Below are 26,421 nucleotides of genomic sequence, written 5' to 3' on the forward strand. Positions count from 1 at the left end.
CTAGGATCGGGGCGTACCCGAGAATGAGGAGGCAACGTGGCCGAACAAGCCGACGTCGTATTCGTTGATGGAGTCCGGACACCGTTCGGACGAGCCGGCGAAAAGGGCATGTACTGGAACACCAGGGCCGACGATCTGATCGTCAAGGCGATCATCGGATTGCTCGAACGTCACCCTGGTCTGCCACTCGACCGGATCGACGAGGTGGCCATCGCCGCCACGACCCAGCAGGGTGACCAGGGACTCACGCTCGGCCGGACGGCTGCGCTGCTCGCGGGCCTGCCGAAGTCCGTCCCCGGCTTCGCGATCGACCGCATGTGCGCCGGGGCGATGACCTCGGTCACCACCCTGGGCAGCGGCATCGCGTTCGGTGCCTACGACCTGGTCCTCGCCGGCGGTGTCGAGCACATGGGCCGCCACCCGATGGGGCTCGACGCCGACCCGAACCCCCGCTTCCTCGCCGAGCGCCTCGTGAGCGAGGACGCACTGAACATGGGTAAGACGGCGGAACGGATCCACGACCGGTTCCCCCACCTGACGAAGGAACGCTCCGACCGCTTCGGCATGCGGAGCCAGCAGAAGGTCGCGGCCGCCTACGAGGCGGGACGCCTCCAGCCGGACCTCATCCCCGTCGCACTCCGGAGCGACAGCGGTTGGGGACTCGCGACGAGCGACGAGGGGCTGCGGCCCGAGACCACCATGGAGGGTCTCGCCGGGCTGAAGACGCCGTTCCGGCCCCACGGCCGCGTCACCGCCGGCAACGCCTCGCCGTTGACCGACGGGGCGACCGTGAGCATGCTCGCGAGCGCCGACACGGCCAAGGAGCTGGGCCTCACGTCGAAGATGCGGCTCGTCAGCTTCGCCTTCGCCGGTGTCGAACCGGAGATCATGGGCATCGGCCCCGTCCCGTCCACCGAGAAGGCCCTGCGCAAGGCGGGGCTCTCCATCGACGACATCGGTCTGTTCGAACTGAACGAGGCGTTCGCCGTCCAGGTGCTCTCCTTCCTCGACCACTTCGGCATCGACGACGAAGACCCGCGCGTGAACCCGTGGGGTGGCGCGATCGCCGTCGGACACCCGCTCGCGGCATCCGGCGTCCGGCTCATGATCCAGCTCGCCGCGCAGTTCGCCGAGCACCCCGAGGTCCGCTACGGACTCACCGCCATGTGTGTCGGCCTCGGCCAGGGCGGCACCGTGATCTGGGAGAACCCGCACTTCACCGGCAAGAAGGGACGCAAGTAGATGACCGACTACACGACCATCGACTTCTCGGAACTCGTCGCGATCAGCGGCGACGACGAGGTCGTCACCCGCTCGTACGTCAAGGACGTCACGATGGCGAGCGGGCGCACGATCGCGCTCATCACTCTCGACAACGGACGCGACCACACCCGGCCGAACACCCTCGGCCCGGTGACCCTGCTCGAACTCGACGGGGTCATCGAGACGCAGCGGACCCGTGCCGCATCCGGTGAGATCGACGGACTCGCCATCACGGGCAAGCCGTTCATCCTGGCGGCGGGTGCCGACCTGAGCAAGGTCGGCGACATCCCGTCCCGTGCGGTGGCGACGAAGCTCGCGCAGCTCGGCCACCATGTCTTCGGCAAGCTCGAGGACCTCGGCGTACCGACCTTCGTCTTCATCAACGGGCTCGCGCTCGGTGGCGGACTCGAGATCGGCCTCAACGCGAACTACCGGACCGTCGACGCCTCGGCGCCCGCGATCGCGCTCCCCGAGGTGTTCCTCGGACTCATCCCGGGCTGGGGCGGTGCCTACCTGCTCCCGAACCTGATCGGCATCGAGAACGCACTCAACGTCGTCATCTCGAACCCGCTCAAGAACAACCGGATGCTCAAGGCGCAGGACGCGCTCGCCTACGGCATCGCCGACGTCATGTTCCCCGCCGCCACCTTCCTCGAGGACTCGTTGCGCTGGGCCGACGGGGTGCTCGGTGGCACGGTGACCGTGCAGCGTAAGAACGTGCCGGGCAAGGTCGAGCGGACGATCAAGTGGCCGCTCGCCATCAGCACCGCCCGCAAGATGCTCGAGAGCAAGATCGGCACCGTCGCGAAGTCGCCCTACGCGGCCCTCGACCTGCTCGAGGCCGCCCGCAGCGGCACGAAGGCACAGGGGTTCGAGCGAGAGGACCGGGCGCTGTCCGAGCTCATCGTCGGCGACCAGTTCCAGGCGAGCATGTATGCGTTCGACCTCGTGCAGAAGCGCGCCAAGCGCCCGGCAGGAGCGCCCGACAAGCAGCTCGCCCGACGGGTCACCAAGGTCGGCATCATCGGTGCCGGGCTCATGGCCAGTCAGTTCGCGTTGCTGTTCCTCCGGCGGCTGCAGGTCCCGGTCGTCATCACCGACCTCGATCAGGGGCACGTGGACGCCGGCGTCACCCGGATCCACGGCGAGATCGACACGCTTCGCGAGAAGGGTCGCATCTCCCCCGACGAGTCGAACCGCCTGAAGGCGCTCCTGTCCGGCACCACGGACAAGGCCGACTTCGCGGACTGCGACTGGGTGATCGAGGCCGTCTTCGAAGAGGTCGGGGTGAAGCAGAGCGTCTTCGCCGAGGTCGAGCAGTACGTCTCGGAGCAGACCGTCCTCGCGACGAACACCTCGTCACTCTCCGTCGAGGAGATCGGCGCCAAGCTCGCCCACCCGGAGCGGCTCGTCGGCTTCCACTTCTTCAACCCGGTGGCCGTCATGCCGCTGCTGGAGGTCGTGAAGACGCCGCAGACCGACGATGAGACGCTCGCGACGGCCTTCGCCACCGCGGCGAAGCTGAAGAAGAGTGCGATCCTCACGGCAGACGCGCCCGGCTTCATCGTGAACCGGCTCCTCGCGAAGGTGATGGGCGAAGCGGCGCACGCGCTCGACGCCGGCACCCCGGTGCTGACCGTCGAACGCGCCTTCGCACCCATCGGCCTCCCCATGACGCCGTTCCAGCTCATCGACCTGGTCGGCTGGAAGGTCGCCGCGCACGTGCAGGACACCATGGTCGGCAAGTTCCCGGATCGCTTCTTCGCCTCCGAGAACCTGCACCGATTGGCCGCGCTGGACTCGGTCGTAGAGAAGGACAAGGGCGGCAAGGTGACGGGCTTCACGAAGCAGGCGCAGAAGGCGCTCGTCACGGGCGATGCGCCGCTCTCGGAAGCCGAGATCCTGCGCCGGGTCGAGGACGGTCTCGCGTCGGAGATCAAGCTCATGTTGGACGAGGGTGTGGTCGCTGCGGCGCAGGACATCGACCTCGGTCTCATCCTGGGGGCCGGCTGGCCGTTCCAGGACGGTGGGGCGACGCCGTACCTCGACCGTGTGGGTGCCAGTGAGCGTGCCTTCGGCGACACGTTCCATCATCCGCCCATCCGCGGGGTGCAGGCGTAGTCCGCGCGGTCTCACGAGAGCGGGGTGTCGTCCACCATCGGTGGACGGCACCCCGCTCTCGTGGCGGCGGCTCGCGCGAGGCCGGCGCTCGATGCCGGCCGGAGCTCAGCGGTTGACGGTGCTCATGTCCGGATACCGGTCACCGGCGGGGAGACGGAGTGCGTCGAGTCGAGCGAGCGCGTCGGCCGACAGGGAGAGCTCGTCGGCGCCGAGGTTCTCCTCGAGGTATGGGATCCGCTTCGTGCCGGGGATCGGCGCGATGTCGTCACCCTGGGCCAGCAACCAGGCGAGCGCCACCTGGGCCGGTGTCGCGTCGAGCGACGCGGCGATCCGGTCGACCTCCTCGACGATCGCGATGTTCGCAGCGAGGTTGTCCCCCGTGAAGCGCGGGTTGGCGCGACGGAAGTCGGTTTCGTCGAGCACGTCGAGCGATCGGATCGTGCCGGTGAGGAACCCACGACCGAGCGGCGAGTACGGGACGAAGCCGATGCCCAACGCACGGACGGTCGGCAGGATCTCCGCCTCGGGGTCGCGACTCCAGAGCGAGTACTCCGTCTGCAGAGCCGTGATCGGGTGCACGGCGTGTGCACGCCGGATCGTGTCCGGAGCCGCCTCCGACAGACCGATGTACCGGATCTTGCCCTCGGTGACGAGCTCCGAGAGTGCACCCACCGTCTCCTCGATGGGCACGCCCGGATCCACGCGGTGGAGGTAGTAGAGGTCCACGACGTCGGTGCCGAGCCGGCGCAGCGATCCCTCGATCGACAGGCGCACGTTCGCGGCGCTGCCATCGGCGCCGAACTGTCCGTCACTGGAATTGCGGATCGTGCCGAACTTGGTCGCGAGGGTCACCTCGTCCCGGCGTGAGCCGAGTGCAGCTCCGAGCAGTTCCTCGTTGAGGTAGGGGCCGTACATCTCCGCGGTGTCGAAGAAGGTCACGCCGAGGTCCAAGGCACGGTGGATCGTCGCGGTCGACGCCGCGTCGTCGAGGGCGGCACCGGTGTAGAACGCGGACATCCCCATGCAGCCGAGGCCGATCCGGGCGATGTCTGGTCCCGCTGTGCCGAGTGTGATGTGCTTCATCGTGTTGCCACCTGTTCTGTGTAGAGTTCGATCTTGCGATCGATGACCCCCAGCGACTGCTGCATCTCCTCGAGGCGGGCCAGGAACGAGATCCGATGCCGCAGCAGCAGCTCGAGCCTCGCCTCGGCGGTGTCGTCACCGCGCTGAGCCAACTCCGTGTACTCGCGGAGCGTCGCGATCGGCATGCCCGTCGATCGGAGCCTCGTCAGGAACACGACCCAGGACACGTCGCCCTCGCTGTAGCGGCGGTGCGTCGATGAGCTGCGGCCGATCGGACGTGGCATGAGCCCTGCGCGCTCGTAGTACCGGAGCGTGTGGACGCTCAGTCCGGTTCGTTCAGCGACGTCGGAGATGGCGTAGCCCTCGTGGAGAGTGGTCATGTCCACACGATACGACTTCGAGTGCGCTCGAAGTCAAGCGCGCCACAGCCCGCGGTCAGGCGCCGTGCGGCCTCGTCGTGCTCCGCTCCGAAGACGTGTCCTGCTCGACGCGGTCGTCAGGCAGTGGGCGGGCGACGGGGATCCGGCTACCGAGGACCTGTGCCACGACGTCGCGGGCGATCTGCTGCGCCGTGAGGCCCGCATCCTCGAGGATCTGCTCGCGGGACGCGTGGTCGATGAACTCGTCCGGCACGCCCAGTTCGTCGACGGCCGTGTCGACACCGGCCTCGCGGAGGGTCTGCCTGATGCGGGTGCCGATGCCTCCGACGCGGATACCGTCCTCGATGGTGATCACGAGCCGATGTGCCGCGGCGAGCTCGACGAGCGATTCGGCGACGGGGACCACCCAGCGAGGGTCGACGACGGTCGCACCGATGCCCTGCTGGGCGAGCCGGTCCGCCACGTCGATCGCGATGGGCGCCATCGGGCCGACGGCGACGATGAGGACGTCCGGCTGCTCAGTCGTCCGGAGGACGTCGACACCGTCGTGGAGACGCTCGACGGCCGGGAGCTCGGCGGGGGCGCTGCCCTTCGGGAATCGGATGACGGTCGGGGCGTCGTCGATCGAGACGGCCTCACGCAGTTCCTCGCGCAGCCGCTCACCATCACGCGGCGCCGCGATCCGGATACCCGGGACGACCTGCAGGATCGCGAGGTCCCAGATGCCGTGGTGGCTCGGTCCGTCGGGGCCGGTCACGCCGGCGCGGTCGAGGACGATCGTGACCCCCGCGCGGTGCAGCGCGACGTCCATGAGCAGTTGGTCGAAGGCGCGGTTCACGAACGTCGCGTACACGGCCACCACCGGGTGCAGTCCACCGAAGGCGAGCCCGGCCGCTGAAGTGAAGGCGTGCTGCTCGGCGATGCCGACGTCGTGCACCCGCTCGGGGAAGCGTTCGGCGAAGGCGTGGAGCCCGACCGGTCGCAGCATGGCGGCCGTGATGGCCACGACGCGGTCGTCGGCCTCGGCCACCGCGAGCATCTCCTCGCTGAACACGGCCGTCCAGGACGGTCGGGACGCTGCCCCGACCGGTTCCCCGGTCTCGGGATCGATCACGCCGACGGCATGGAACTGATCCGCGTCGTCGTCCCGTGCCGGCTGGAACCCGCGACCCTTCTCGGTGATCGCGTGGACGATCACCGGTGCGCCGTAGTGCTTCGCCTGGGTCAGTGCCTCCTCCATCGCGTGGATGTCGTGTCCGTCGACCGGCCCGATGTACTTGATGTCGAGGTTGGAGTAGAGCGCCTCGTTGTTCGTGAGCCGGGACAGGAACCCGTGGGCGCCTCCGCGGACACCCCGGTAGATGGCGCGACCGGGTGCACCGAGCAGGTTGAACGCACGCTGGCTGCGCTCACGCAGGTCGCGGTACGTCCGCCGGGTGCGGACGCCGCTCAGGAAGCGTGCCATGCCACCGATCGTCGGCGCGTAGGAGCGCCCGTTGTCGTTCACGATGATGACCAGCCGACGCGTGTTGTCGTCGCTGATGTTGTTGAGCGCCTCCCACGTCATCCCACCGGTGAGGGCTCCATCGCCGACGACGGCGACGACGTGTCGTTCGTCCTGCCCGGTCATCTGGAAGGCGCGGGAGATGCCGTCAGCCCAGCTGAGGGAACTCGACGCGTGGGAACTCTCGACGATGTCGTGCTCGGACTCGGAACGCTGCGGGTAGCCGGCGAGGCCACCACGGGTCCGGAGACCGGAGAACTCCTGGCGGCCGGTCAGGAGTTTGTGCACGTACGACTGGTGACCGGTGTCGAACACCATCGGGTCCGTCGGGGAGTCGAACACCCGGTGCATCGCGATCGTGAGTTCGACGACACCGAGGTTCGGCCCGAGGTGCCCGCCGGTCTTGGAGACGTTGGCGATGAGGAAGGCACGGATGTCTCCGGCGAGTTCGACGAGTTCCGCCTCCGTGAGGCGGTCGAGGTCCCGTGGGCCGTTCACCTGATCGAGCACTGTCACGCTGTCGTCCCTCCACCGTGGGCCTCCCGATCGCTCGGAGCCCTTCTTTCGAGTGTACGCGTCGTGGACGGGGTGGGCGGCGAACGCCGCAGGCCGGCCCCGACGGTTGCTGTCGGGACCGGCCTGGTGGTAGAACCTCGGCGTCAGACGAGGCTGCGGAGCACGTACTGCAGGATGCCGCCGTTGCGGTAGTAGTCTGCCTCGCCCGGGGTGTCGATGCGGACGACCGCGTCGAACTCGACGGTCTCCTTGCCGGGAGCCGAGTGCTCGCTCGGAGCAGCCGTCACGCGGACCGTCTTCGGCGTGGTGCCGTTGTTGAGCTCCTCGAGGCCGGCGATCGAGACGACCTCCGTGCCGTCGAGACCGAGGGACGACCAGCTCTCACCGGCCGGGAACTGCAGGGGCACGACACCCATGCCGATGAGGTTCGAGCGGTGGATGCGCTCGAAGCTCTCGGTGATGACCGCCTTGACGCCGAGGAGGCTCGTGCCCTTCGCCGCCCAGTCGCGGGAGGAACCGGAGCCGTACTCCTTGCCACCGAAGATGACGAGGGGCGTGCCCTCGGCCTGGTAGTTCTGCGACGCGTCGTAGATGAAGGACTGCGGTGCATCGGCCTGCGTGAAGTCGCGGGTGTACCCACCCTCCACGCCGTCGAGCAGCTGGTTCTTCAGGCGGATGTTCGCGAACGTGCCGCGGATCATGACCTCGTGGTTGCCGCGGCGCGAGCCGTAGGAGTTGTAGTCCTTGCGTCCGACGCCGTGCTCGTCGAGGTACCGACCTGCGGGCGAGTCGGCCTTGATGTTGCCGGCCGGGCTGATGTGGTCGGTCGTGACCGAGTCGCCGAGCTTCGCGAGGACGCGGGCGCCGACGATGTCGGAGACGGGGGTCGTCTCCATGGTCATGCCGTCGAAGTACGGGGGCTTCCGGACGTACGTCGACTGCTCGTCCCACTCGAAGGTCGAGCCCTCGGGGGTCTGGAGCGAACGCCAGCGCTCATCACCGTCGAAGACACCGCTGTACTCGTGGTCGAACATCTCCTTGTTGATGGAGGAGTCGATCGTGTCCTGGACCTCGGCCGCGTCGGGCCAGATGTCCTTCAGGAAGATGTCGTTGCCGTCGGCGTCGACGCCCAGGGCGTCGACCTCGAAGTCGAAGTTCATCGATCCGGCGAGGGCGTAGGCGATGACGAGCGGCGGGCTCGCCAGGTAGTTCATCTTCACGTCAGGGTTGATGCGCCCCTCGAAGTTGCGGTTACCCGAGAGCACCGCGGTGACGGCGAGGTCGTTGTCCTGGACGGCGGTCGAGATCTCGTCGAGCAGTGGACCGGAGTTGCCGATGCAGGTCGTGCAGCCGTAGCCGACGGTGTAGAAGCCGAGGTCCTCGAGGTACTCGGTGAGGCCTGCCTTCGCGTAGTAGTCGGTGACGACCTTGGAGCCCGGGGCGAGCGTGGTCTTGACCCACGGCTTCGCCTTCAGGCCCTTCTTGCTGGCGTTGCGGGCCAGGAGGCCGGCGGCCAGCATGACCGACGGGTTCGAGGTGTTCGTGCACGAGGTGATCGCCGCGATGGCGACGGCCCCGTGGTCGAGGGTGAAGTCGACCCCGTTCTCCTCGAGCCTGACCGACGTCGGCTTGGACAGCGACTTCGGCGCGTGGCTGCGGTGGGTGTGGTGGTGCTGGTTGTCCTCGTCCTGCGGCGTCGTTCCGGCGGGGTCGGACGCGGGGAACGAGTCGGCGCCGACGAGGTCGACGATGTCGTGCTCGACGGAGGCGTAGTCCACCAGGTCGCGCTCGAACTGCGACTTCGCGTCGCTCAGCTCGATGCGGTCCTGCGGGCGCTTCGGGCCGGCGATCGAGGGGACGACCGTCGCGAGATCGAGCTCGAGGTACTCGCTGAAGGCGGGCTCGACGTCGGCATCGTGCCAGAGCTTCTGGGTCTTGGCGTAGGCCTCGACCAGGGCGATCTGCTCCTCGCTGCGACCGGTGAGGCGCAGGTAGTCGAGCGTGACGTCGTCGATCGGGAACATGGCGGCGGTCGAACCGAACTCGGGGCTCATGTTGCCGATGGTGGCGCGGTTGGCCAGCGGGACCTCGGCGACACCGGCACCGTAGAACTCGACGAACTTGCCGACGACGCCGTGCTTCCGGAGCATCTGCGTGATCGTCAGCACGACGTCGGTCGCCGTGACACCGGTCGGGATCGAGCCGTTGAGCTTGAAGCCGACGACCTTCGGGATGAGCATGGAGACCGGCTGACCGAGCATCGCGGCCTCGGCCTCGATGCCGCCGACGCCCCAGCCGAGCACGCCGAGGCCGTTGACCATGGTGGTGTGGGAGTCGGTTCCGACACAGGTGTCGGGGTAGGCGCGCAGGACGCCGCCGACCTCGCGGGTCATGGTGACGCGCGCCAGGTACTCGATGTTCACCTGGTGCACGATGCCGGTTCCCGGCGGGACGACCTTGAAGTCGTCGAACGCGGTCTGGCCCCAACGGAGGAACTGGTACCGCTCGCCGTTGCGCTCGTACTCGAGCTCGACGTTGCGCTCGAGCGCGTTCTCGCTGCCGAAGAGGTCGGCGATGACGGAGTGGTCGATGACCATCTCGGCCGGGGCGAGCGGGTTGATCTTGTCCGCCGAACCACCGAGGGCCTCGACGGCCTCTCGCATGGTGGCGAGGTCGACGATGCACGGGACGCCGGTGAAGTCCTGCATCACGACGCGGGCCGGCGTGAACTGGATCTCGGTGTCGGGCTCGGCGGTCGGGACCCATTCACCGATGGCGCGGATGTGCGCGTCGGTGATGTTGGCGCCGTCCTCGGTCCGCAGCAGGTTCTCGAGGAGCACCTTCAAGCTGAACGGCAGCTTCTCGTGGCCCTCCACCGTGTCGATGCGATAGATCTCGTAGTCGGTCGTCCCGACAGTCAGGGTGTCTTTCGCCCCGAAGCTGTTCACGGTGGACATAACGTCTTCTCCTTCATTGGCGGCGGCGAGTACTCACGTGCGTTGCGACCAATCTTGCTTCGGCCGGGGTCTCCGGGGCTAGCAAGGCTTGCCTAACTACAGGGTCGGAGTCGTCGTGTCATCTCGGCACCGCGCATATATCTTGATGTCGAGACAATTCTAGCACCGCGCCGTCAGGATGCCGGACAGCACGAGAGCCCGGTGCCGAACGCACGACGGCGTCGGTCCGGGCTCTCGGTCGTGGTCACGCGACGGTGGACGCCGGCGCTTTCGGGAACACGGCCCGCACGACGAGCCAGCTGAGCACGAGCAGCGGAGCGTAGAGCGGGATCCCCATCAGGAGGCGGAGGGTTCCGAGCAGTTCGACGTTCCCGCTGAAGTACAGCGGGAGCTGGACGAGGAGACGGGCGGCGAACATCGCCACCCACACGAGCGTGAGCCAGCGCATGGCGCGGCGCTGTCCTGGGTGGGTGCGCCAGCTGATACCACTCCCCATGAGATACCCGGCGACGAGTCCGACGGCCGGCCATCCGACGAGCACGGAGACGAGCAGGGCCACCGCGTACGCCCCGTTCGTCCAGAATCCGAGCACGTAGAAGTCTTCGGCGCGTCCGGAGAGCAGCGCGAGGGCGGCGGAGAGCGCGATCCCGAGTAGTCCACCGACAGCCTGGGTCACCGGCTGGCGCTGTACGAGTCTCGCGACGGCGAACAGGACGCCGAGGGCGACGGGAGCCACGATCGACGGCACGAGGTCGAAGGTGAGGGTGTAGACGATGAGGAAGACGAGTCCGGGCAGGATCGCCTCGGCGATGCCCCGGATGCCGCCCATGGCCGCGAGGAGGGCCTTCCCCGTGGGGGCGTCACCCTCCGCCATGGCTCCGAGGCCCGACTTGCGGGCTGCCGCACCGAACGCGGCGCTCATCGACGGACCCGCCTGCGGACGACCGTCATCGGCCACCGGATCGGCGCCCTCGGCCGAGGCCGCGGCGTGCCGCTCGGGGTCGTGCGGCCCGGTTCCTGCTGCTCCCGACATGCTCTAGGCGCTCGTGGCCGTCGGCATGCGCAGCGGGATGAGGTCGCGCGGCGGCATCGGCGAGTTGCCGCGGACGACGACGAGGCTGCGGAAGAGGTCGTCGACGAGCGCTGCGGCGTCCGGCTTGGAGGCACCCTCGCCGGCGACCACGCCACGGAGGAACCAGCGCGGGCCGTCGACCCCGATGAACCGTGCGAGGTGGGTGGCTTCGGCACCGGCGGCTCCGCCGGTCGGGACCTCGGCGACGAGTTCCGGGCCGAACTCCCCTTCGCGCTCGGTGACCGTCCCACCCTGCTGCGCGATCTGCTCGGCGATCTGGGCGCGGGTCTCGTTCCACAGTCCGGTGGACCGCGGGGCGGCGAAGGGCTGGACCTGCAGGGTCGAACCGGCGTAGTCGAGGCCGACGGCGACGACACGCTTGGTGGCCTCCTCGACCTCGAGCCGGAGGTTCAGGCCCTCGCGCGGCAACACCTTGACGCCGCCGAGGTCGATGTACGGACGGACCGGGTTGGCCTCGCTCTCGTCGAACGGGCCGGCGCTGTCGCGGTCCTCCGGCGCGGACTTCGCGTCGTCGGGCAGCTCGGCGTCGACGTCGAGGTCGGGAAGGTCTTCGAGTTCGCTCATGCGAGGGTTCCTGTCTGCGCGGCACCGTGGGTGCTGGTGGATGAGTCGGCGGGTGCGTGTGCGAGGGCGCCGCGGCCCGTCGAGCCGAACCCACCCGTTCCGCGTGCGCTCCCCGGCAGGCGGTCCACCGGGATGAAGTTGGCGCGGGCCACCGGCATCACGATGAGCTGGGCGATCCGGTCGCCGGGCTCGATCGTGAACGCGGCGTCGCGGTCCGTGTTGAGGAGGGTGACCTTGACTTCGCCCCGATAGCCGGCGTCGACGGTGCCCGGCGCGTTGACGACCGTGATGCCGTGCTTGGCTGCGAGGCCGCTCCGGGGGACGACGAAGGCGGCGAACCCGTCGGGCAGGGCGATGGACACCCCGGTTCCGACGAGGGCACGCTCCCCCGGTTGGAGGACGACGTGTTCGGCGGAGACGAGATCGGCTCCCGCATCGCCCGGGTGTGCGTAGCCGGGCAGATCCGGCGCGATAATGAGTACGTCAACGCTTTCGGTCACGAATCGAGGGTAGTGCAGTTCTCTGAGACAAGGCAGACATGCAGCCGTACCGTGAAACCCTCTGGCCCAGTCCCTGGGTCATCATCGCCCTCGCCCTCGTGGTGCCGGCGACCATGCTCGTCCTCGCGCCGGTGTCGCTTCCGGCCGGGGTCATCGGGGCGGTGGTCCTCTACGGCGGGTGTCTCGCCTTCGCCTTCGGGTCGGCGCCGAGGATCGAGGTCTCCGGTACGACCCTGTCGGTCGGCAAGGCGTCCATCCCGCTCGCGCAGGTGGGCGAGGTCGTCGTGTACACCGGAGCGGAGGCGACCGCACAGCTCCGCACCAAGCTGGACGCCAGGGCGTGGCTGATGATCCGCGGGTGGGTCCACAGCCTCGTCAAGGTGGAGATCACCGACCCGGCCGACCCGACGCCGTACTGGTTGTTGTCGTCCCGGCGGCCGCAGCTGCTCGCCGACGCGATCGCCACCGCGCGCTCGACCGTCTGAACCCGACCGAACCGCACCCGGCGGGAGCGGGAACGACGGAACCCCTCCGGATCGAGATCCGGAGGGGTTCCGTCTACCGCTGATGCGGTGGTGTCGTCAGGCTGCGCACTCCGCGCAGATCGGGCCGAACTTGCCCTCGTGGTCCAGCTGCGAGCGGTGCTTCACGAGGAAGCACTCCATGCAGGTGAACTCGTCCGCCTGAGGCGGGAGCACGACGACGTCGAGGTCGAGGTCGGAGAGATCGGATCCGCCCAGGTTGTAATCACCCGGGTTGTCGGCGTCTTCGGAGTCGACGACTCCCGACAGCTTGTCTGGAACGCGCTCCTTCAGGGCCTCGATCGACTCGGAATCGTCGTCGGTCTTGCGGGGAGCGTCGTAATCAGTTGCCATGCCTATCCACTTCTCGATGCCGTCGGATACAAAATCGGCGGGCACAGTTTGCATCAGTTCCGCGTGAATAGCAAACCGTGTTCAGGAGGGGGTGCGGAACCTTCCCGTGCAACTGACGGCACGCCCGGTGTATTCCCCGGATCACCCGGTGATCCGTGAGAACGTGGGTCAATCACGTGGCGCGCTGAGAGGCATTCATCATGCAGGAATTGAAGGTAGTCGGGGCGGAGCTCGGAGCTCTGATCGTTGCTGATCGGAACGAGGAGGAGTACCGCCTCATCGTCGACGACGCATTCCACGTCAACCTCCGGCGGGCGAAACTGGCCGGGGCCCCCATCGGCGGCGCCACCAAGATCAGCCCGCGCGAAGTGCAGGCGCACATCCGCAGCGGTCTGTCCGCCGAGGACGTCGCCGCGGTCACGGGAGCGTCCCTGGAGTACGTCCAGCGGTTCGAGGGTCCGGTGATGGCGGAACGCGAACACATCGTCGGCACCGCCCTCGGGGTCGCCGTGCTCCCGACGACGGACACCACCGCCGACGACATCGAGGCGACGTTCGGGAACGTCATCCGGGCCCGGCTCGAGAAGCTCGGAGCCACCGACGAACGTTGGACCAGCTGGAAGGAACCGGAGGGTGGCTGGATCGTCAAGCTCTCCTTCACGGCTGAACAGGTCGACCACGACGCGCGGTGGGCGTTCGAGCCGAAGAAGCTCGCGCTCACCCCCATCGGCAGTGAAGCCACCACGCTCTCCCGGCAGGGCGACCTCCCGGCCGCGCTGATCCCACGCCTGCGTGCGGTCGACACCGACGACTCCCCCGACACCTCCCGCTTCGACAGCGGAGCGTTCTCCCTCGACCGGGCGTCCACGGAACCGCCCGCCGAGGTGACGCGAGCGGCGGAGACCCGTCCGATCGATCCGCTGCCGTTCGCGGCCGACACCGGCTTCGGCCGCGCGCCCTCCTCGAAGGCGGCGACCCAGGCGGCCATCAACCGTGAGGCCTCCAGCCCCGATCAGCACAACCAGACCGCGGACCTCCTCGAGGCGCTCCGGAAGCGTCGAGGTGAGCGGGAGTCCGCGCCCAGCGAACCCGAACCCGCCGAACGGCCGTCGACGCCGCATGCCGTGCCGGACCAGCAGACGCCCCTGGCGGTGTTCGACACCGGTGAGTTCGAGGCGGCGCAGCAGCGACGCTCGCGCGACACCGATCCCCATGGGGACGGTGCTACACCGGCCGGTGCGAAGGCACGACGCGGACGGGCGTCGATGCCGTCCTGGGACGAGATCGTGTTCGGTGCGAAGTCCGACGACGACCCCGTCTGATCGGCGGAGCCGTCAGGGCTCGTAGCGCCCGAGGCCGAGGAGCGGGATCCGACGTTCGTCGTCGGTGAGTGACCCGTGCTGACCGATCATCCCGCGCGCACTCTGATCGGTCGGCCGGGAGTCGTAGTAGGCGATGCGTTTGCGGGCGGCCACGATGACGTCCCCGATACGCGGCAGCACCTCCGGATCGACCTCGCCGTACCAGCCGTGCTCGATCGCCTCGGCTCGCGTCGCGACCCAGGACCGAGCGCCCTCTTCTGACCTCCAGGACGCCGCCAGCCGCTCGTGGTCCGCGGCGTCCGCGTCGGCGTCGAGATAGAGGTGCAGGCATCGCGGCTCGCCGCCGACGTGTCGGACGCCGTCCACGAGCGCCGGGGCCTGATCGAACAGGACGTGCTGGTGGGCCGGGACGTCGATGACGCCGTGGTCGGCGGTGACGAGGGCTCCGGCCGTGGCCGGTAGCCGGGCCGACCACCGTCTCAGGTCGCCGTCGAGCTCTTCGAGCAGCGCCGTCCAGCGGGCGGACTCCCATCCGTACTCGTGCGCCGCCTGGTCGAGTTCCGGGACGTACACGTAGCTCAGGGTCCGTCCGGAGCTCGCGGCGACGACGTCGAGCGCCGCGTCGAGACGGTCGGCCATCGAGCGTCCCGCCCGGTAGTCCGCGCCACGGAGGACCGCTCGGGTGAAGCCCGAACCGCGGTACCGCTCCTGGCCGATGACGGTGGTGGTGACACCCTCCGCACGTGCCCGTTCGAACACGGTGGGCAGACGCTGCCAGGTCTCGGGGACCATGCCGGGGTCCCAGCCGCTCAGCTGGTTGACGACCCGGTCTCCGGCGAGGTCCCTGGCTCGATAGCTGACGAGTCCGTGACGGCCGGGGAGTGCCCCGGTGGTCAGCGTCGCGATCCCGGCGGCGGTCGTCGACGGGAACGCGGAGGTCGTCGTCGACCGAGGGCCGAGACGGGGGGCGAGGAAGCGGGCGTGAGCGGCGGCTCCGCGGAGGTTCGCAGCGCCGAGGCCGTCGACGAGGACGACGATGGCGTGGTCGGCCGACGGCAGCGATCCACCGCTCGAGGTCAGGGATGCGAGGCAATCCGGGAGGACATCGGCAAGGCTGCGCGAGTCAGGATCGACCGTCGGTAGCATGGAGGTCATCGGGCTCAGTCTCGCACACCGCATGGTCGAGCGAGCCCCGCCATCGCCGCCGAGCATCGGCTCGGTGTCCCTCAGCAGAGACACGGAATGACCCGCCAACAGCAGACCCCGCCGACGGAGCCCAGTGGCGAGCGCATCGAGGACATCGATGTCTCGTCGGAGATGCAGACCTCCTTCCTGGAGTACGCCTATTCGGTCATCTACGCCCGCGCCCTCCCTGATGCCCGCGACGGGCTGAAGCCCGTCCAGCGCCGCATCCTCTATCAGATGACCGAGATGGGTCTCCGCCCGGATCGCGGTCACGTGAAGTCGGCGCGGGTCGTCGGTGAGGTGATGGGCAAGCTGCACCCGCACGGCGACACGGCGATCTACGACGCGCTCGTCCGCCTCGCGCAGCCGTTCACCCTGCGTGTGCCGCTGATCGACGGCCACGGCAACTTCGGATCGCTCGACGACGGACCAGCCGCCCCCCGGTACACGGAGGCCCGGCTGGACGCCGCTGCCCTCGCGCTCACCGCCGACCTCGACGAGGACGTCGTCGACTTCGTCCCGAACTACGACAACCAGTTCATGCAGCCGGAGGTGCTGCCGGCGGCGTTCCCCAACCTGCTCGTGAACGGTGCCAGCGGCATCGCGGTCGGTATGGCGACGAACATGGCGCCGCACAACCTCGTCGAGGTCATCGGCGCCGCCCGGCACCTCATCGCGCACCCGCAGGCGACCCTCGAGGACCTCATGGAGTTCGTGCCCGGACCGGACCTGCCGTCCGGCGGGACGATCGTGGGGCTCGACGGGATCAAGGACGCATACGCGACGGGCCGTGGTTCCTTCAAGACCCGCGCGAAGGTGTCCGTCGAACCGGTGACCGCCCGGAAGACCGGCCTCGTCATCACGGAACTCCCGTACCTGGTCGGGCCCGAGAAGATCATCGAGAAGATCAAGGACGGCGTCACCTCCAAGAAGCTCAACGGCATCTCGGACGTCACCGACCTCACCGACCGGATGCACGGACTTCGGCTCGTGATCGGGATCAAGACCGGCTTCTCCCCCGAAGCCGTCCTCGAGCAGCTCTACCGGTACACCCCCCTCGAGGACTCGTTCAGCATCAACAACGTCGCCCTCGTGGACGGCGGCCCGCAGACGCTCGGTCTCCGCGAGCTGCTCCAGGTGTACGTCGACCACCGCATCAGTGTGGTCACCCGCCGGAGCCGGTTCCGGCTGGCGAGGCGGAAGGAACGCCTGCACCTCGTCGAGGGCCTCCTCATCGCGATCCTCGACATCGACGAGGTCATCCAAGTCATCCGGGCGAGCGACGACTCGGAGCAGGCCCGCGCGAGACTGATCGAGGTCTTCGACCTGTCCCAGCTGCAGGCCGAGTACATCCTGGAGCTCCGGCTTCGACGGCTCACGAAGTTCTCGCGGATCGAACTCGAGGCGGAGCGCGACAAGCTGCTCGCGGAGATCGCCGAACTCGAGCGCCTGCTCGGGAGCCAGCGACTGATCCGGGCGGCGGTCTCGGCGGAACTCGCCGCCGCAGCCGAGCAGTTCGGCACCCCACGACGGACGATGCTGACGAACGCCAAGCCGAGCGTCGCGACGACCGGGCGCGGCAAGAGCGCCCCGATCCTCGAACTGGCCGACACCCCGTGCCGTGTCTACCTCAGCGCGACGGGACGGGCGCTCCGCGTCGACCTCGACCCGGACGCTCAGGCGCCCCGGCCAGGACGTCGGAGCAAGCACGATGCGATCCTGAGCGTCGTCGAGACCACCAGCCGCACCGAGCTCGGCGCCGTCACGAGCAAGGGACGGCTCATCCGGTTCACGCCGCTCGACCTCCCCGCGGTGCCCGCGGCGTCCATCCAGCTCGCGGCCGGCGTCCGGATCGGTGAGTACCTCTCCCTGCCCGACCGCGATGAGCGGGTGCTGGCCATCGTCTCCCTCTCCAGCGAGCAGCCGATCGTGCTCGGCACCGAGACCGGCGTGGTCAAACGCGTCATCCCGGGCGATCTGCCCGCGAAGCCCGACTTCGAGGTCATCACGCTGAAGCCGCGCGACCGCGTCATCGGTGCGGCGCAGGTCGGTGACGACGCCGAGCTCGTGTTCGTCGCCTCCGACGCGCAGCTCCTCCGCTTCGCCGCGTCGTCCGTCCGGCCGCAGGGTCGTGCCGCGGGTGGCATGGCCGGCATCAACCTCGCCGCCGGTGCGAAGGTCATCTCCTTCACCGCCGTCCTCCCGGACGACGAGGTCGTCGTCGTCACCGTCGCGACGAACTCACTCACGCTGGCCGGGACGGACACCGGCAGCGCGAAGGTGTCCGAGTTCTCGGAGTTCCCCGCCAAGGGTCGGGCGACGGGCGGGGTCCGGTCGCAACGCTTCCTGAAGGGTGAGGATCAGCTGGCCGTCGCCTGGGTCGGCGCCGCTCCGGCACACGCCGTCGGCACGGACGGGACGCCTCGGACGCTCCCGGAGGTCGGGGCCAAGCGTGACGCATCCGGCACGCCGCTCGACGCTCCCATCGGGTTCATCGGCGGCGCGATCACACCGCCGGTCGCTCCGCCGACCACGGATGACGCGACCGCCGGCGACGAATCCGACTGAATCCTGTCCTGCGCCGACGAGGCCCGGTCCGAGCATCCGCTCGCACCGGGCCTCGATCGTTCCCGAACCAGAGGGGTCGTCCTCGGGCCTCGTGAACCCCGCGAGGATCAGACGTCGATGCTCTCCCGGGACAGTCGGTCGGAGCTGTCCACGATGAACTCCTTCCTCGGGGCGACGTCGTTGCCCATGAGGAGTTCGAAGATACGTCCGGCCGACTCGGCGTCCTCGACGCGCACGCGGCGGAGCGTGCGGTGGCGTCGATCCATCGTGGTCGTCGCCAACTGGTCGGCGTCCATCTCGCCGAGTCCCTTGTACCGCTGGATCGGTTCCTGATGCTTCTTGCCGGTGCGCTTGAGGTCGGCGAGCACGGCGTGCAGCTCGGCTTCGGAGTAGGTGTAGATCGTCTCGTTCGGCTTCGAACCGGGGTTGATGACGATGACCCGATGGAGCGGTGGCACCGCAGCGAAGACGCGGCCCGCCTCGATGAGCGGCCGCATGTAGCGGAAGAAGAGCGTGAGTAGGAGCGTGCGGATGTGCGCACCGTCGACGTCCGCGTCGCTCATCAGGATGATCTTCCCGTACCGGGCGGCGTCGAGGTCGAAGGATCGACCTGACCCGGCTCCGATGACCTGGATGATGGACGCGCACTCGGCGTTCGACAGCATGTCGGAGACGGAGGCCTTCTGCACGTTCAGGATCTTGCCGCGGATCGGGAGGAGCGCCTGGTACGAGCTGTCGCGCGCCAGCTTCGCCGTCCCGAGGGCGGAGTCCCCCTCGACGATGAACAGTTCACTCGACTCGAGGTTGCCCGAGCGGCAGTCGACCAACTTGGCCGGCAGTGACGAGTTCTCGAGGGCGTTCTTCCGGCGCTGCGTCTCCTTGTGGGTCCGGGCGGAGATCCGGGACTTCATCTCGGACACGATCTTCTCGAGCACGAGCGCCGTCTGCGCCTTGTCATCCCGTTTCGTCGACGCGAACCGCTCCTTGAGTTCCTTGGCGACGACGTTCGCCACGATGGCCCGCACGGCAGGCGTCCCGAGGATCTCCTTCGTCTGGCCCTCGAACTGCGGCTCCGCGAGCCGGACCGTCAGCACGGCGGTCAGGCCGGCGAGGACGTCGTCCTTCTCGAGCTTGTCCGAGCCGACCTTCAGGCGGCGGGCGTTCTGCTCCACCTGGGCCCGGAGGAACTTCAGCAGCCCCTGATCGAACCCCAGCTGGTGCGTGCCGCCCTTCGGCGTGGCGATGATGTTGACGAAGCTCCGCATGACCGTCTCGTACCCGGTCCCCCAGCGAAGGGCGATGTCGACCTCCGCCTCCCGTTCCACCTCGGTCGCGACCATGGTGCCCGACGGCGACAGGACGGGCACCGTCTCGGTGAACGTGCCGCTTCCGGTGAGACGCCAGGTGTCGGTGAGGGCGGTGTCGCCCGCCAGGTAGTCGACGAACTCCGAGATGCCGCCCTCATAGCGGTACATCGCCTCGGTCGGTTCCTCGACGGTCTCGTCGCGGATGTGGATGCCGAGCCCCTTGATGAGGAAGGCCGTCTGACGGGCTCGGCCCAACAGCTCCTCAGCCTGGAACTGCGCACCCTTCGTGAAGATCTGGCGGTCGGCCCAGTAGCGGATCCGCGTGCCCGTCACGCCGCGCTTGGTCTTCCCGATGACCCGGAGTTCGCTCTGCTTCTCGAAGGGGGTGAACGGTGCGTCCGGCGTGGGCTCACCGGTGTCGGCGAAGATGCCGGGCTCGCCACGGTGGAAGGACATCGCGTAGGTCTTGCCACCGCGGTCCACCTCGACATCGAGCCGTTCCGAGAGCGCATTGACGACGGAGGCGCCGACGCCGTGCAGCCCGCCCGACGCGGCGTAGGACCCACCGCCGAACTTGCCGCCGGCGTGCAGCTTCGTGAACACGACCTCGACGCCCGACAGGCCGGTCTTCGGCTCGATGTCGACCGGGATGCCTCGCGCGTGGTCTCGGACCTCGACGCTCTGGTCGGCGTGCAGGATGATCTCGATCTCGTCACCGTGCCCGCCGAGTGCCTCGTCGACCGAGTTGTCGATGATCTCCCAGAGGCAGTGCATGAGGCCCCGCGAGTCCGTCGATCCGATGTACATGCCGGGTCGCTTGCGCACCGCCTCGAGGCCTTCGAGGACGGAGAGATGCCGGGCGGAGTAGTCGCTGCTCACCTCTCAAGAGTAGTCTCCGCGTCCGACACGCCGATGGTGACACTCGGCGGCGATCCCGCCATCCTGCATTCCGGCCGGCCACCCATCCGGCTGAGGGTCTGGTCCGAATGATCTACGCGCAGAGCGAAACGAACGCGCAAAGGCACACCGTTGCGGCGAACGCGTGCTTTCATGAGTACTACGAGTTTCGTAGCCGCCCGAGTCAGGAGGAGCACATGTCACAGACTGCTACCGAGAGCACGCCGAGTGACCTCGACGCCCAGCAACTGACTGCCGCCGATCGTTGCGATCTGTGCGGAGCACAGGCCTACATCCGCGTGCAGATGAACAGCGGTGAGCTGCTGTTCTGCGCGCACCACGGCAAGAAGTACCAGGAGAAGCTGACGCAGGTCGCGACCGACTGGCACGACGAGTCCGCGCGGCTCTTCACCGAGCAGCGCGCGTAGCCTCCCCAGTCATGACGAAGGGCCCCGGATCCGAGATCCGGGGCCCTTCGTCATGGGTTCAGCCGATGGACGTGACAATCTGTGCCCGTGCCTGCTCGGCGATGTCGTCGAGCGCCCTCAGTTCCGGCGACTCGTCGAGCATCGACGTCCCACCGGCGACGGCGATGGCCTGACGGAGCAGCCGGTCGGCCAGTTCGGGGTTCTTCGCCAGCACCGGTCCGTGCAGATGGGTGCCGATGAACGGACCGACCATCGCACCCTCGGTGCCGTCTCCGTTGCCGCGGCCGTGGCGCACCGCGCCGACCGCCTGGACGCCCGTACCGGCGCGGAAGTCCCTCGCGTGGTTCTCGTAGCCCACGAGGACGGGCGACTCCAGCTCGAGGTCGCCGGCCGGCACGACGAGCAGGTCGTCGCTGGCCCGGGCGCTGCGGAGCGGGGCGTCCCCCTCGATGATCGCGAGTCCGTCCACCCAGCTGCCCGGTGTCAGTTCGAGACGACGGGTGAGGAGCTTCCATCCGTTCGCCACGGCGAGGACCGGCACCCCAGCCTCCACCCACGCGATGAAGGCGTCGTGGAACGGCCGGAGCGCTTCGAGGACGACCGGGGCGGACGGGTCGTCGCAGGAGCCGAGCACGACGGCGTGGACCGCGTCCGGCAGGTCCGCCACCGACTCGACCGGGACCAGCTCGACGGTGAGTCCCCGAGCGCGACCACGGCGAGCGAGGACCGAGCCGTTCTCGGCGTCGCCGTTGACGTTGCAGCTCGACGGCAGCAGGACGGCGATGATGATCGTCGGCTCGGTCGTCATGCGTCGTCCTGATCGTTCGAGGCGAGCCCGAGGTGCGCACGCGTGCGACGCATCGAGTCGGCGGTGAAGATGACGGTCTTGCGGCCGACACGTGGGGCGGGAAGCGCCAGGAACGCGTCGAGGGCCGCACCGAGATCCGGCTCGATGCGATCGATCTCGACGCCGTCGTACCCGAGCTGGAGCGCCGCCTCCCAGGCCTTCGACCCGGAGACGACGGCGACACGACCGAGACGGGCCGTGTCGACCGGCCACAGGTAGGACGGGTCGCGGACGTCGCTGCCGACGGCCACCAGGATCTGTTCCGTGTCCGGAGCGAGACTGTCGACGTTCAGTTGGAAGCTCGCCGGGTTCTGGACGAGCACGAACTCCACCTCGACACCACGCACGGTGGTCACCTCGCCTCGGCCGAACACCGGGGTCAGGGCCTCGAACGAGGCCGCCGCCGTGGCGAGTCGGAACTCCGGCCCGAGGATGGCCGCGGCACCGGAGATGGCTGCAGCCGCGTCGACGGCGTAGTGCACGCCGCGAGCGGGAAGACGGAACCGCGCGGTCTCGCCTCGGTGCGCGATGACCACCTCGTCGCCGGCCAGCGACTGCACCACCGTGCCGGCGTCCGCGTCCACACGATCCGGGGCGGTCGAGCTGTAACCGAGACCACGTGGGCTGGCTTCCAGGACCGAGGCCGAGACGCCGTACCGCCACCGGGTCGCGGCACTGCCCGAGGCGACCTCGTCGACCAGCGCGTCGTCGCCGTTCAGCACCAGCGAACCGGTCGATCGTCCGGCGATCGCGTCGAGCATCCGGGACACCATGGCGGCATCGTGGAAGCGGTCGATCTGGTCGACGGACACGTTCGTCAGGATGACATGCGCTGGACGGAGCCGCGGGGCGATCAGGGCGCCGTGGCCCTCGTCCATCTCGAGCACGCCCAGGTCCGCGTCGATCCGACCTCGCAGGTCGGCACGTTCCAGCAATGCCGAGGTGAGGCCCTGTGAGATGTTCGCCGTGGACGGGTTCGTGAACACCGAGACCTGATGCGCGCGGAGGATACCCACGAGCATCTTGGTCGTGGTGGACTTCCCGCTCGACCCGCTCACGATGACGAGGCCACGCGGGAAGCTGTTCAGCGTATCTGGCAGGAACCCGGGCGCGACCCGGTTGACCACGAGGCCGGGAACGGCAGATCCCCCGCCCGGCTTACGCAGCCTGGCGAGGAATCGGACGGCTCGACCCGCGAGGATGGCGGGGGCGTAGCGCATGCTCCTACTCGAGGTAGTCGCGGAGCGACTGGGATCGGCTCGGGTGACGCAGCTTCGCCATGGTCTTCGACTCGATCTGTCGGATCCGCTCGCGCGTGACGCCGAACGTGTCGCCGATCTGGTCGAGCGTCTTCGGCATGCCGTCTCCGAGGCCGAAGCGCATCCGGATGACCCCGGCTTCACGCTCGGACAGTGAATCGAGCAGCGACTCCAACTGCTTCTGCAGCATGGTGAAGCTCACCGCATCGGCGGGGACGACCGCCTCGGTGTCCTCGATCAGGTCGCCGAACTCGCTGTCGCCGTCCTCCCCCAGCGGGGTGTGCAGCGAGATGGGCTCGCGGCCGTACTTCTGCACCTCGATGACCTTCTCGGGCGTCATGTCGAGCTCACGGCTGAGTTCCTCAGGCGTGGGTTCGCGGCCGAGGTCCTGGAGCATCTGGCGCTGGACGCGAGCGAGCTTGTTGATGACCTCGACCATGTGCACGGGGATGCGGATGGTCCGCGCCTGGTCGGCCATGGCTCGCGTGATGGCCTGACGGATCCACCAGGTCGCGTAGGTGGAGAACTTGAAGCCCTTCGTGTAGTCGAACTTCTCGACGGCACGGATGAGACCGAGGTTGCCCTCTTGGATGAGGTCGAGGAACTGCATGCCTCGTCCGGTGTAGCGCTTGGCGAGGCTCACGACGAGTCGGAGGTTGGCACCGAGCAGGTGGCTCTTCGCCCGGGCTCCGTCCTTCGCGACCCACTGGAGTTCTCGGCCGACCCGCGAACGCTTCTCGAGGTCGGACAGCTGCGAGAGCTTGTCCTCCGCGAAGAGTCCGGCCTCGATGCGCATGGCGAGTTCGACCTCCTCTGCTGCGTTGAGGAGGGCGACCTTACCGATCTGCTTGAGGTAGTCCTTCACCGGGTCGGCGGTCGCGCCGGTGATCGCGGCGGAGTAGACCGGGATCTCGTCGTCGTCGCTGTTGGAGAGCACGAGTGCGTCGGTGGGGAGGGTGATCTCGGGGACGGACTTGTCGTCCTCCTCCTCGACCGTCTCCGTCGCTTCGCCGGCGGGTGCGTCGACCACGGCGTCGTCGGCGACGACCTCGACGACGACGTCCTCGTCGTCGGCAGCCTCATCGGCCTCCGAGTTCGCCTTCGGGGCGGCCTTGGCGCGCGTGGCCTTCGCCTTGGGAGCGGCTTTCGTGCGCGGCGTTGCGGCCTTGGTGGTCCGAGCCTTCGCTGCGGGAGCCTCCGTGGCCTCGTCTGCCGGCGCTGCTTCGTCTGCGCGAGCGGTCTTGGTGGCCATAGCTGCACCTTCCTGTTCGGACCCGGCTTCGAGAGTCAACGCCGGATCGTCCGTGATTTCGGACATTACGAGGACCCATGTCAAGTCTTGGTGCAGTGCAACCCGAAAAGGGCCGCCGACATTCCGAGAGGTGAACGGGTCCGATATCCATTATAGCGCGCTACGGAAGGCCGCAGAGCCACCGGCGGTTTGTCAAGAGCCGGTCCGGCGCACGGGGCGAACGCTCAGCGACGGCGACCGAGTCGGGCGCGAACGGCGATCCACAGCGGGCCGACCGCGATCCCCTCCTCCTCGACGAAGCGCTTCCGTGTGCGCGACCTGGCCACGAGCAGCATGGCGACGCCGAAGCCGATCACGAGGTACTGCACCGAGAACGCGATCCTGAAGCTGTCCATCGAGTAGTCGGCGCGCGAGCCGCCACTGACCGCGTCGATGATGAGGCCGATCAGGAACATGATGACGAAGCTCGCGAGGAACCCTCCGACGTTGACGATGCCGTTCGCACCGCCGAGCGCACGGATGGGGTTGAAGGTCCTGGCGAAGTCGAACCCGATCAGCGACCCCGGTCCGCCGACCCCCACGACGACGAACAGGACGATGACGAGCCACATCGGTGGCACGCCGGGCCACAGGAGCAGCGCCGCCCACGCAAGGCCCATGACGGTCACGATGCAGAGCACCAGGTTGCTGCGCCGATACGGGAACCGAGCGGTGAGCACGCCGATGATCGGTCCCGCGATCATGCCGGAGACGACGATCACGATGAGGAGCGACGCCGCAAGCGGCTGCGAGTACCCGAGCGCGTAGACCATGAACGGGAAGCCCCAGAGGAGGGTGAGGACGGTCCCGGAGGACTGGGTCACGAAGTGCGACCAGAACCCGAGACGGGTGCCGGGCCGCCGCAGGCTGACCACCACCTCGCGGACGACGTGGCCCCAGCTCTCCGGCCGGGGTGCCTCGTCGGACCCCGTCGGGCGGTCGCGGACGACGATCAACACGCCGACCAGGGCGAGCAGGACGAGGCCCGCCGCGCCGAGGAACGCCGGCGACCACCCGAGGGCGTGCAGGACGAACGAGAAGGGGACCGCCGACAGGACCTGCCCGATCTGCCCGATGTTGCCGACCCACTGCGAGACGATCGGGACCCGGTGCGTCGGGAACCAGGAGTTCACGAGCCGGAGGACCGAGGTGAACACGGCGGCATCGCCGAGTCCGACGAGCATCCGCCCGATGATGGCGCCGCCCAGCTCGGTCGTGAGCCCCAGCCAGACCTGGCCGAACATGACGACCGACAAGCCCGCTGCGATGAGGATCCGTGGACCGAGGCGGTCGATGAGGACGCCGACGGGGACCTGCATCGCGGCGTAGACGATCAGCTGCGCGACCGCCAGCGTCGACAGGGCGGCGGCGTCGATGTGGAATCGGCCTGTGGCGTCGACGGCTGCGACACCGAGCGTCGACCGCTGCATGACGGTGATGAGGTAGGCGAACACTCCAACGCCGAACACCCACCAGACGCGTCGAGATCCCACCGATCCAGCTTAGGTGCTCGAACGGTCCTCGTCGCCGTGCCGCCTGCTGGCGAGGAACTTCTCGAGTTCGGCCGCGATCTCGTCGGCGGTCGGCAGGGCGCCGTCGATGTCGGTGAGCGGCGACTTCGGGGAGTTGTCCGCCATGTAGGCGTCGTAGCGCTCTTCGAGCGTCGTGACCAGCTGACCGAGTTCGTGGTTCGTGCCGACCTGTTCGTCGATCTTGGCGAGGAAGTCACGGCCGTCCTCACGGAGCCGGTCCGTGGGGAAGATCAATCCGGTCGCGGCACTCAGGCTCTCGATGGCCATGATCGCCGCGGCGGGGAACTCCGTGTCCGCCAGGTAGTGCGGGACGAGGAGGACGAACGCCGCGATGCTGTCGCCGCGCTCATAGAGGCGGTGTTCGAGCAGGTGCAGCACGTTGGACGGCACCTGTGTCCGCGGGCGCCAGACCGAGAGCGACTCGATGAGATCGAAGCGGTTGCCGCTCACGGTCACGCCGATGGGTCGGGTGTGCGGGACCGGCATGGGGATCGCGTGGACCCACGTCGTGTCGCTCACCCGGAACCGGTCGACGAGTTCCAGCACCGCGGCGACGAACCGTCCCCACAGGAAGTCCGGCTCGAAGCCGGTGAGGAGGAGGAACGGCGATCCGAGCTCGTCATGCGCGAGCGAGAGCGTCAACCGCGGCGGACGGTATTCCGTCAGGTGGTCCTGGTCGAAGGAGATGATCGGTCGGCGCGCGCGGTAGTCGAGCAGCACGTCGGCGTCGAACTCGGCGACGACCGTCGTGTCGAGCACGTCGTCGAGGTAGGAGTTCAGCTGCCCGACCGCTCCCCCGGCGTCGGAGAAACCGGTGAGCCCCGCGACCAGGTGTAGGCCGGCCGGCACGTCGATCTCTGCGTGCACCTCGTAGAGGTCGTCTGGCGTAGGCATGGTACAACTCTAAACGGGGGTGTCCGAGGGCTCCG

Annotated in this window: 21 protein-coding genes; 6 read left to right on the plus strand and 15 right to left on the minus strand. The window is 68.5% G+C overall.

Features of this window, described 5'->3' with window-relative positions; all coding sequences use genetic code 11:
- Positions 1-36: 36 nt before the first annotated feature.
- Together ASE44_RS03830 and ASE44_RS03835 are read left to right on the plus strand one after the other, a co-directional pair.
- Positions 37-1,242, plus strand: coding sequence for a thiolase family protein (locus tag ASE44_RS03830; protein ID WP_056005907.1), 1,206 nt, complete (start codon positions 37-39; stop codon positions 1,240-1,242).
- A complete protein-coding gene (locus ASE44_RS03835; protein WP_056005910.1) occupies positions 1,243-3,384 on the plus strand; it encodes a 3-hydroxyacyl-CoA dehydrogenase NAD-binding domain-containing protein in 2,142 nt (713 codons plus the stop codon). It abuts the gene before it with no gap.
- A gap of 105 nt (positions 3,385-3,489) precedes the next feature.
- On the opposite strand, the gene ASE44_RS03840 is transcribed toward ASE44_RS03835, so the two are convergent.
- The 7 genes from ASE44_RS03840 to dut form a co-directional block, all read right to left on the minus strand.
- Positions 3,490-4,467 carry an aldo/keto reductase gene (locus ASE44_RS03840; RefSeq protein ID WP_056777551.1) on the minus strand — a complete coding sequence of 326 codons (978 nt, stop codon included), beginning with the start codon at positions 4,465-4,467 and terminating at the stop codon, positions 3,490-3,492.
- Entirely contained in the window at positions 4,464-4,847 is a 384-nt protein-coding gene (locus tag ASE44_RS03845; RefSeq protein WP_056780849.1) for a MerR family transcriptional regulator, read from the minus strand. The genes ASE44_RS03840 and ASE44_RS03845 overlap by 4 nt, the downstream gene beginning before the upstream one ends.
- 55 nt (positions 4,848-4,902) lie before the next feature.
- Positions 4,903-6,867, minus strand: coding sequence for a 1-deoxy-D-xylulose-5-phosphate synthase (dxs, locus tag ASE44_RS03850; protein WP_056005915.1), 1,965 nt, complete (start codon positions 6,865-6,867; stop codon positions 4,903-4,905).
- A gap of 143 nt (positions 6,868-7,010) precedes the next feature.
- A complete protein-coding gene (gene acnA / locus ASE44_RS03855; protein WP_056005919.1) occupies positions 7,011-9,824 on the minus strand; it encodes an aconitate hydratase AcnA in 2,814 nt (937 codons plus the stop codon).
- 244 nt (positions 9,825-10,068) lie between these two features.
- On the minus strand, positions 10,069-10,857 hold the full coding sequence (locus ASE44_RS03860; RefSeq protein ID WP_056777555.1) for a DUF3159 domain-containing protein: 789 nt from the start codon (positions 10,855-10,857) through the stop codon (positions 10,069-10,071).
- Positions 10,858-10,860: 3 nt separating this feature from the next.
- Entirely contained in the window at positions 10,861-11,481 is a 621-nt protein-coding gene (locus ASE44_RS03865) for a DUF3710 domain-containing protein (protein ID WP_056005926.1), read from the minus strand.
- Entirely contained in the window at positions 11,478-11,981 is a 504-nt protein-coding gene (gene dut, locus ASE44_RS03870; protein ID WP_056777556.1) for a dUTP diphosphatase, read from the minus strand. The genes ASE44_RS03865 and dut overlap by 4 nt, the downstream gene beginning before the upstream one ends.
- Before the next feature lie 38 nt (positions 11,982-12,019).
- On the opposite strand from dut, the gene ASE44_RS03875 reads away from it, so the two are divergent.
- Positions 12,020-12,466 (plus strand): DUF3093 domain-containing protein, encoded by a 447-nt coding sequence (locus ASE44_RS03875; protein WP_056777559.1) that lies wholly within the window; start codon positions 12,020-12,022, stop codon positions 12,464-12,466.
- 96 nt (positions 12,467-12,562) lie between these two features.
- Here ASE44_RS03875 and ASE44_RS03880 read toward each other — a convergent pair whose 3' ends face one another.
- Positions 12,563-12,856 carry a DUF4193 domain-containing protein gene (locus ASE44_RS03880; protein WP_056005937.1) on the minus strand — a complete coding sequence of 98 codons (294 nt, stop codon included), beginning with the start codon at positions 12,854-12,856 and terminating at the stop codon, positions 12,563-12,565.
- A gap of 200 nt (positions 12,857-13,056) precedes the next feature.
- On the opposite strand from ASE44_RS03880, the gene sepH reads away from it, so the two are divergent.
- The gene (gene sepH, locus ASE44_RS03885; protein ID WP_056777563.1) at positions 13,057-14,178 is read left to right on the plus strand and encodes a septation protein SepH; all 1,122 of its coding nucleotides are present in this window, start codon (positions 13,057-13,059) and stop codon (positions 14,176-14,178) included.
- A 12-nt stretch (positions 14,179-14,190) separates the two neighbouring features.
- Here sepH and ASE44_RS03890 read toward each other — a convergent pair whose 3' ends face one another.
- Positions 14,191-15,333: an alkaline phosphatase family protein gene (locus ASE44_RS03890; protein ID WP_056777565.1), complete on the minus strand. Its 1,143-nt coding sequence runs from the start codon at positions 15,331-15,333 to the stop codon at positions 14,191-14,193.
- Positions 15,334-15,420: 87 nt separating this feature from the next.
- On the opposite strand from ASE44_RS03890, the gene ASE44_RS03895 reads away from it, so the two are divergent.
- Entirely contained in the window at positions 15,421-17,931 is a 2,511-nt protein-coding gene (locus ASE44_RS03895) for a DNA topoisomerase (ATP-hydrolyzing) subunit A (protein ID WP_056005947.1), read from the plus strand.
- A gap of 107 nt (positions 17,932-18,038) precedes the next feature.
- Here ASE44_RS03895 and ASE44_RS03900 read toward each other — a convergent pair whose 3' ends face one another.
- On the minus strand, positions 18,039-20,117 hold the full coding sequence (locus tag ASE44_RS03900) for a type IIA DNA topoisomerase subunit B (protein WP_056005950.1): 2,079 nt from the start codon (positions 20,115-20,117) through the stop codon (positions 18,039-18,041).
- 215 nt (positions 20,118-20,332) lie between these two features.
- Between ASE44_RS03900 and ASE44_RS03905 the strand changes: the two genes are divergently transcribed.
- Positions 20,333-20,563 (plus strand): hypothetical protein, encoded by a 231-nt coding sequence (locus tag ASE44_RS03905; RefSeq protein WP_056011197.1) that lies wholly within the window; start codon positions 20,333-20,335, stop codon positions 20,561-20,563.
- 58 nt (positions 20,564-20,621) lie between these two features.
- Here the strand turns inward: ASE44_RS03905 and ASE44_RS03910 are convergent, their stop codons facing one another.
- The 5 genes from ASE44_RS03910 to ASE44_RS03930 all read right to left on the minus strand — a co-directional run bounded on the left by ASE44_RS03910 (position 20,622) and on the right by ASE44_RS03930 (position 26,386).
- Positions 20,622-21,371: a type 1 glutamine amidotransferase gene (locus ASE44_RS03910; RefSeq protein WP_056777568.1), complete on the minus strand. Its 750-nt coding sequence runs from the start codon at positions 21,369-21,371 to the stop codon at positions 20,622-20,624.
- Positions 21,368-22,630 carry a MurT ligase domain-containing protein gene (locus tag ASE44_RS03915; protein WP_056777571.1) on the minus strand — a complete coding sequence of 421 codons (1,263 nt, stop codon included), beginning with the start codon at positions 22,628-22,630 and terminating at the stop codon, positions 21,368-21,370. Before ASE44_RS03915 ends, ASE44_RS03910 begins: the two co-directional genes overlap by 4 nt.
- Positions 22,631-22,634: 4 nt before the next feature.
- Positions 22,635-23,921, minus strand: a complete 1,287-nt coding sequence (locus tag ASE44_RS03920) for an RNA polymerase sigma factor (RefSeq protein ID WP_056777573.1) — start codon at positions 23,919-23,921, stop codon at positions 22,635-22,637.
- Positions 23,922-24,145: 224 nt separating this feature from the next.
- Complete coding sequence (locus ASE44_RS03925; RefSeq protein WP_056777577.1) at positions 24,146-25,453, minus strand: nitrate/nitrite transporter; 1,308 nt, start codon at positions 25,451-25,453, stop codon at positions 24,146-24,148.
- Positions 25,454-25,462: 9 nt separating this feature from the next.
- Positions 25,463-26,386 (minus strand): proteasome assembly chaperone family protein, encoded by a 924-nt coding sequence (locus ASE44_RS03930; protein ID WP_056005965.1) that lies wholly within the window; start codon positions 26,384-26,386, stop codon positions 25,463-25,465.
- Positions 26,387-26,421: the final 35 nt, after the last annotated feature.

It is taken from the genome of Plantibacter sp. Leaf1, assembly GCF_001421315.1.
Classification (GTDB): domain Bacteria; phylum Actinomycetota; class Actinomycetes; order Actinomycetales; family Microbacteriaceae; genus Plantibacter.

Bases quoted from the DNA above. Each gene is read 5' to 3' on its own strand.
- ASE44_RS03835 (WP_056005910.1), top strand. From the start codon at position 1,243: ATGACCGACTACACGACCATCGACTTCTCGGAACTCGTCGCGATCAGC.
- ASE44_RS03840 (WP_056777551.1), bottom strand. From the start codon at position 4,467: ATGAAGCACATCACACTCGGCACAGCGGGACCAGACATCGCCCGGATC.
- ASE44_RS03845 (WP_056780849.1), bottom strand. From the start codon at position 4,847: ATGACCACTCTCCACGAGGGCTACGCCATCTCCGACGTCGCTGAACGA.
- acnA (WP_056005919.1), bottom strand. From the start codon at position 9,824: ATGTCCACCGTGAACAGCTTCGGGGCGAAAGACACCCTGACTGTCGGG.
- ASE44_RS03860 (WP_056777555.1), bottom strand. From the start codon at position 10,857: ATGTCGGGAGCAGCAGGAACCGGGCCGCACGACCCCGAGCGGCACGCC.
- ASE44_RS03865 (WP_056005926.1), bottom strand. From the start codon at position 11,481: ATGAGCGAACTCGAAGACCTTCCCGACCTCGACGTCGACGCCGAGCTG.
- ASE44_RS03875 (WP_056777559.1), top strand. From the start codon at position 12,020: ATGCAGCCGTACCGTGAAACCCTCTGGCCCAGTCCCTGGGTCATCATC.
- ASE44_RS03880 (WP_056005937.1), bottom strand. From the start codon at position 12,856: ATGGCAACTGATTACGACGCTCCCCGCAAGACCGACGACGATTCCGAG.
- sepH (WP_056777563.1), top strand. From the start codon at position 13,057: ATGCAGGAATTGAAGGTAGTCGGGGCGGAGCTCGGAGCTCTGATCGTT.
- ASE44_RS03890 (WP_056777565.1), bottom strand. From the start codon at position 15,333: ATGACCTCCATGCTACCGACGGTCGATCCTGACTCGCGCAGCCTTGCC.
- ASE44_RS03895 (WP_056005947.1), top strand. From the start codon at position 15,421: ATGACCCGCCAACAGCAGACCCCGCCGACGGAGCCCAGTGGCGAGCGC.
- ASE44_RS03905 (WP_056011197.1), top strand. From the start codon at position 20,333: ATGTCACAGACTGCTACCGAGAGCACGCCGAGTGACCTCGACGCCCAG.
- ASE44_RS03910 (WP_056777568.1), bottom strand. From the start codon at position 21,371: ATGACGACCGAGCCGACGATCATCATCGCCGTCCTGCTGCCGTCGAGC.
- ASE44_RS03915 (WP_056777571.1), bottom strand. From the start codon at position 22,630: ATGCGCTACGCCCCCGCCATCCTCGCGGGTCGAGCCGTCCGATTCCTC.
- ASE44_RS03920 (WP_056777573.1), bottom strand. From the start codon at position 23,921: ATGGCCACCAAGACCGCTCGCGCAGACGAAGCAGCGCCGGCAGACGAG.
- ASE44_RS03930 (WP_056005965.1), bottom strand. From the start codon at position 26,386: ATGCCTACGCCAGACGACCTCTACGAGGTGCACGCAGAGATCGACGTG.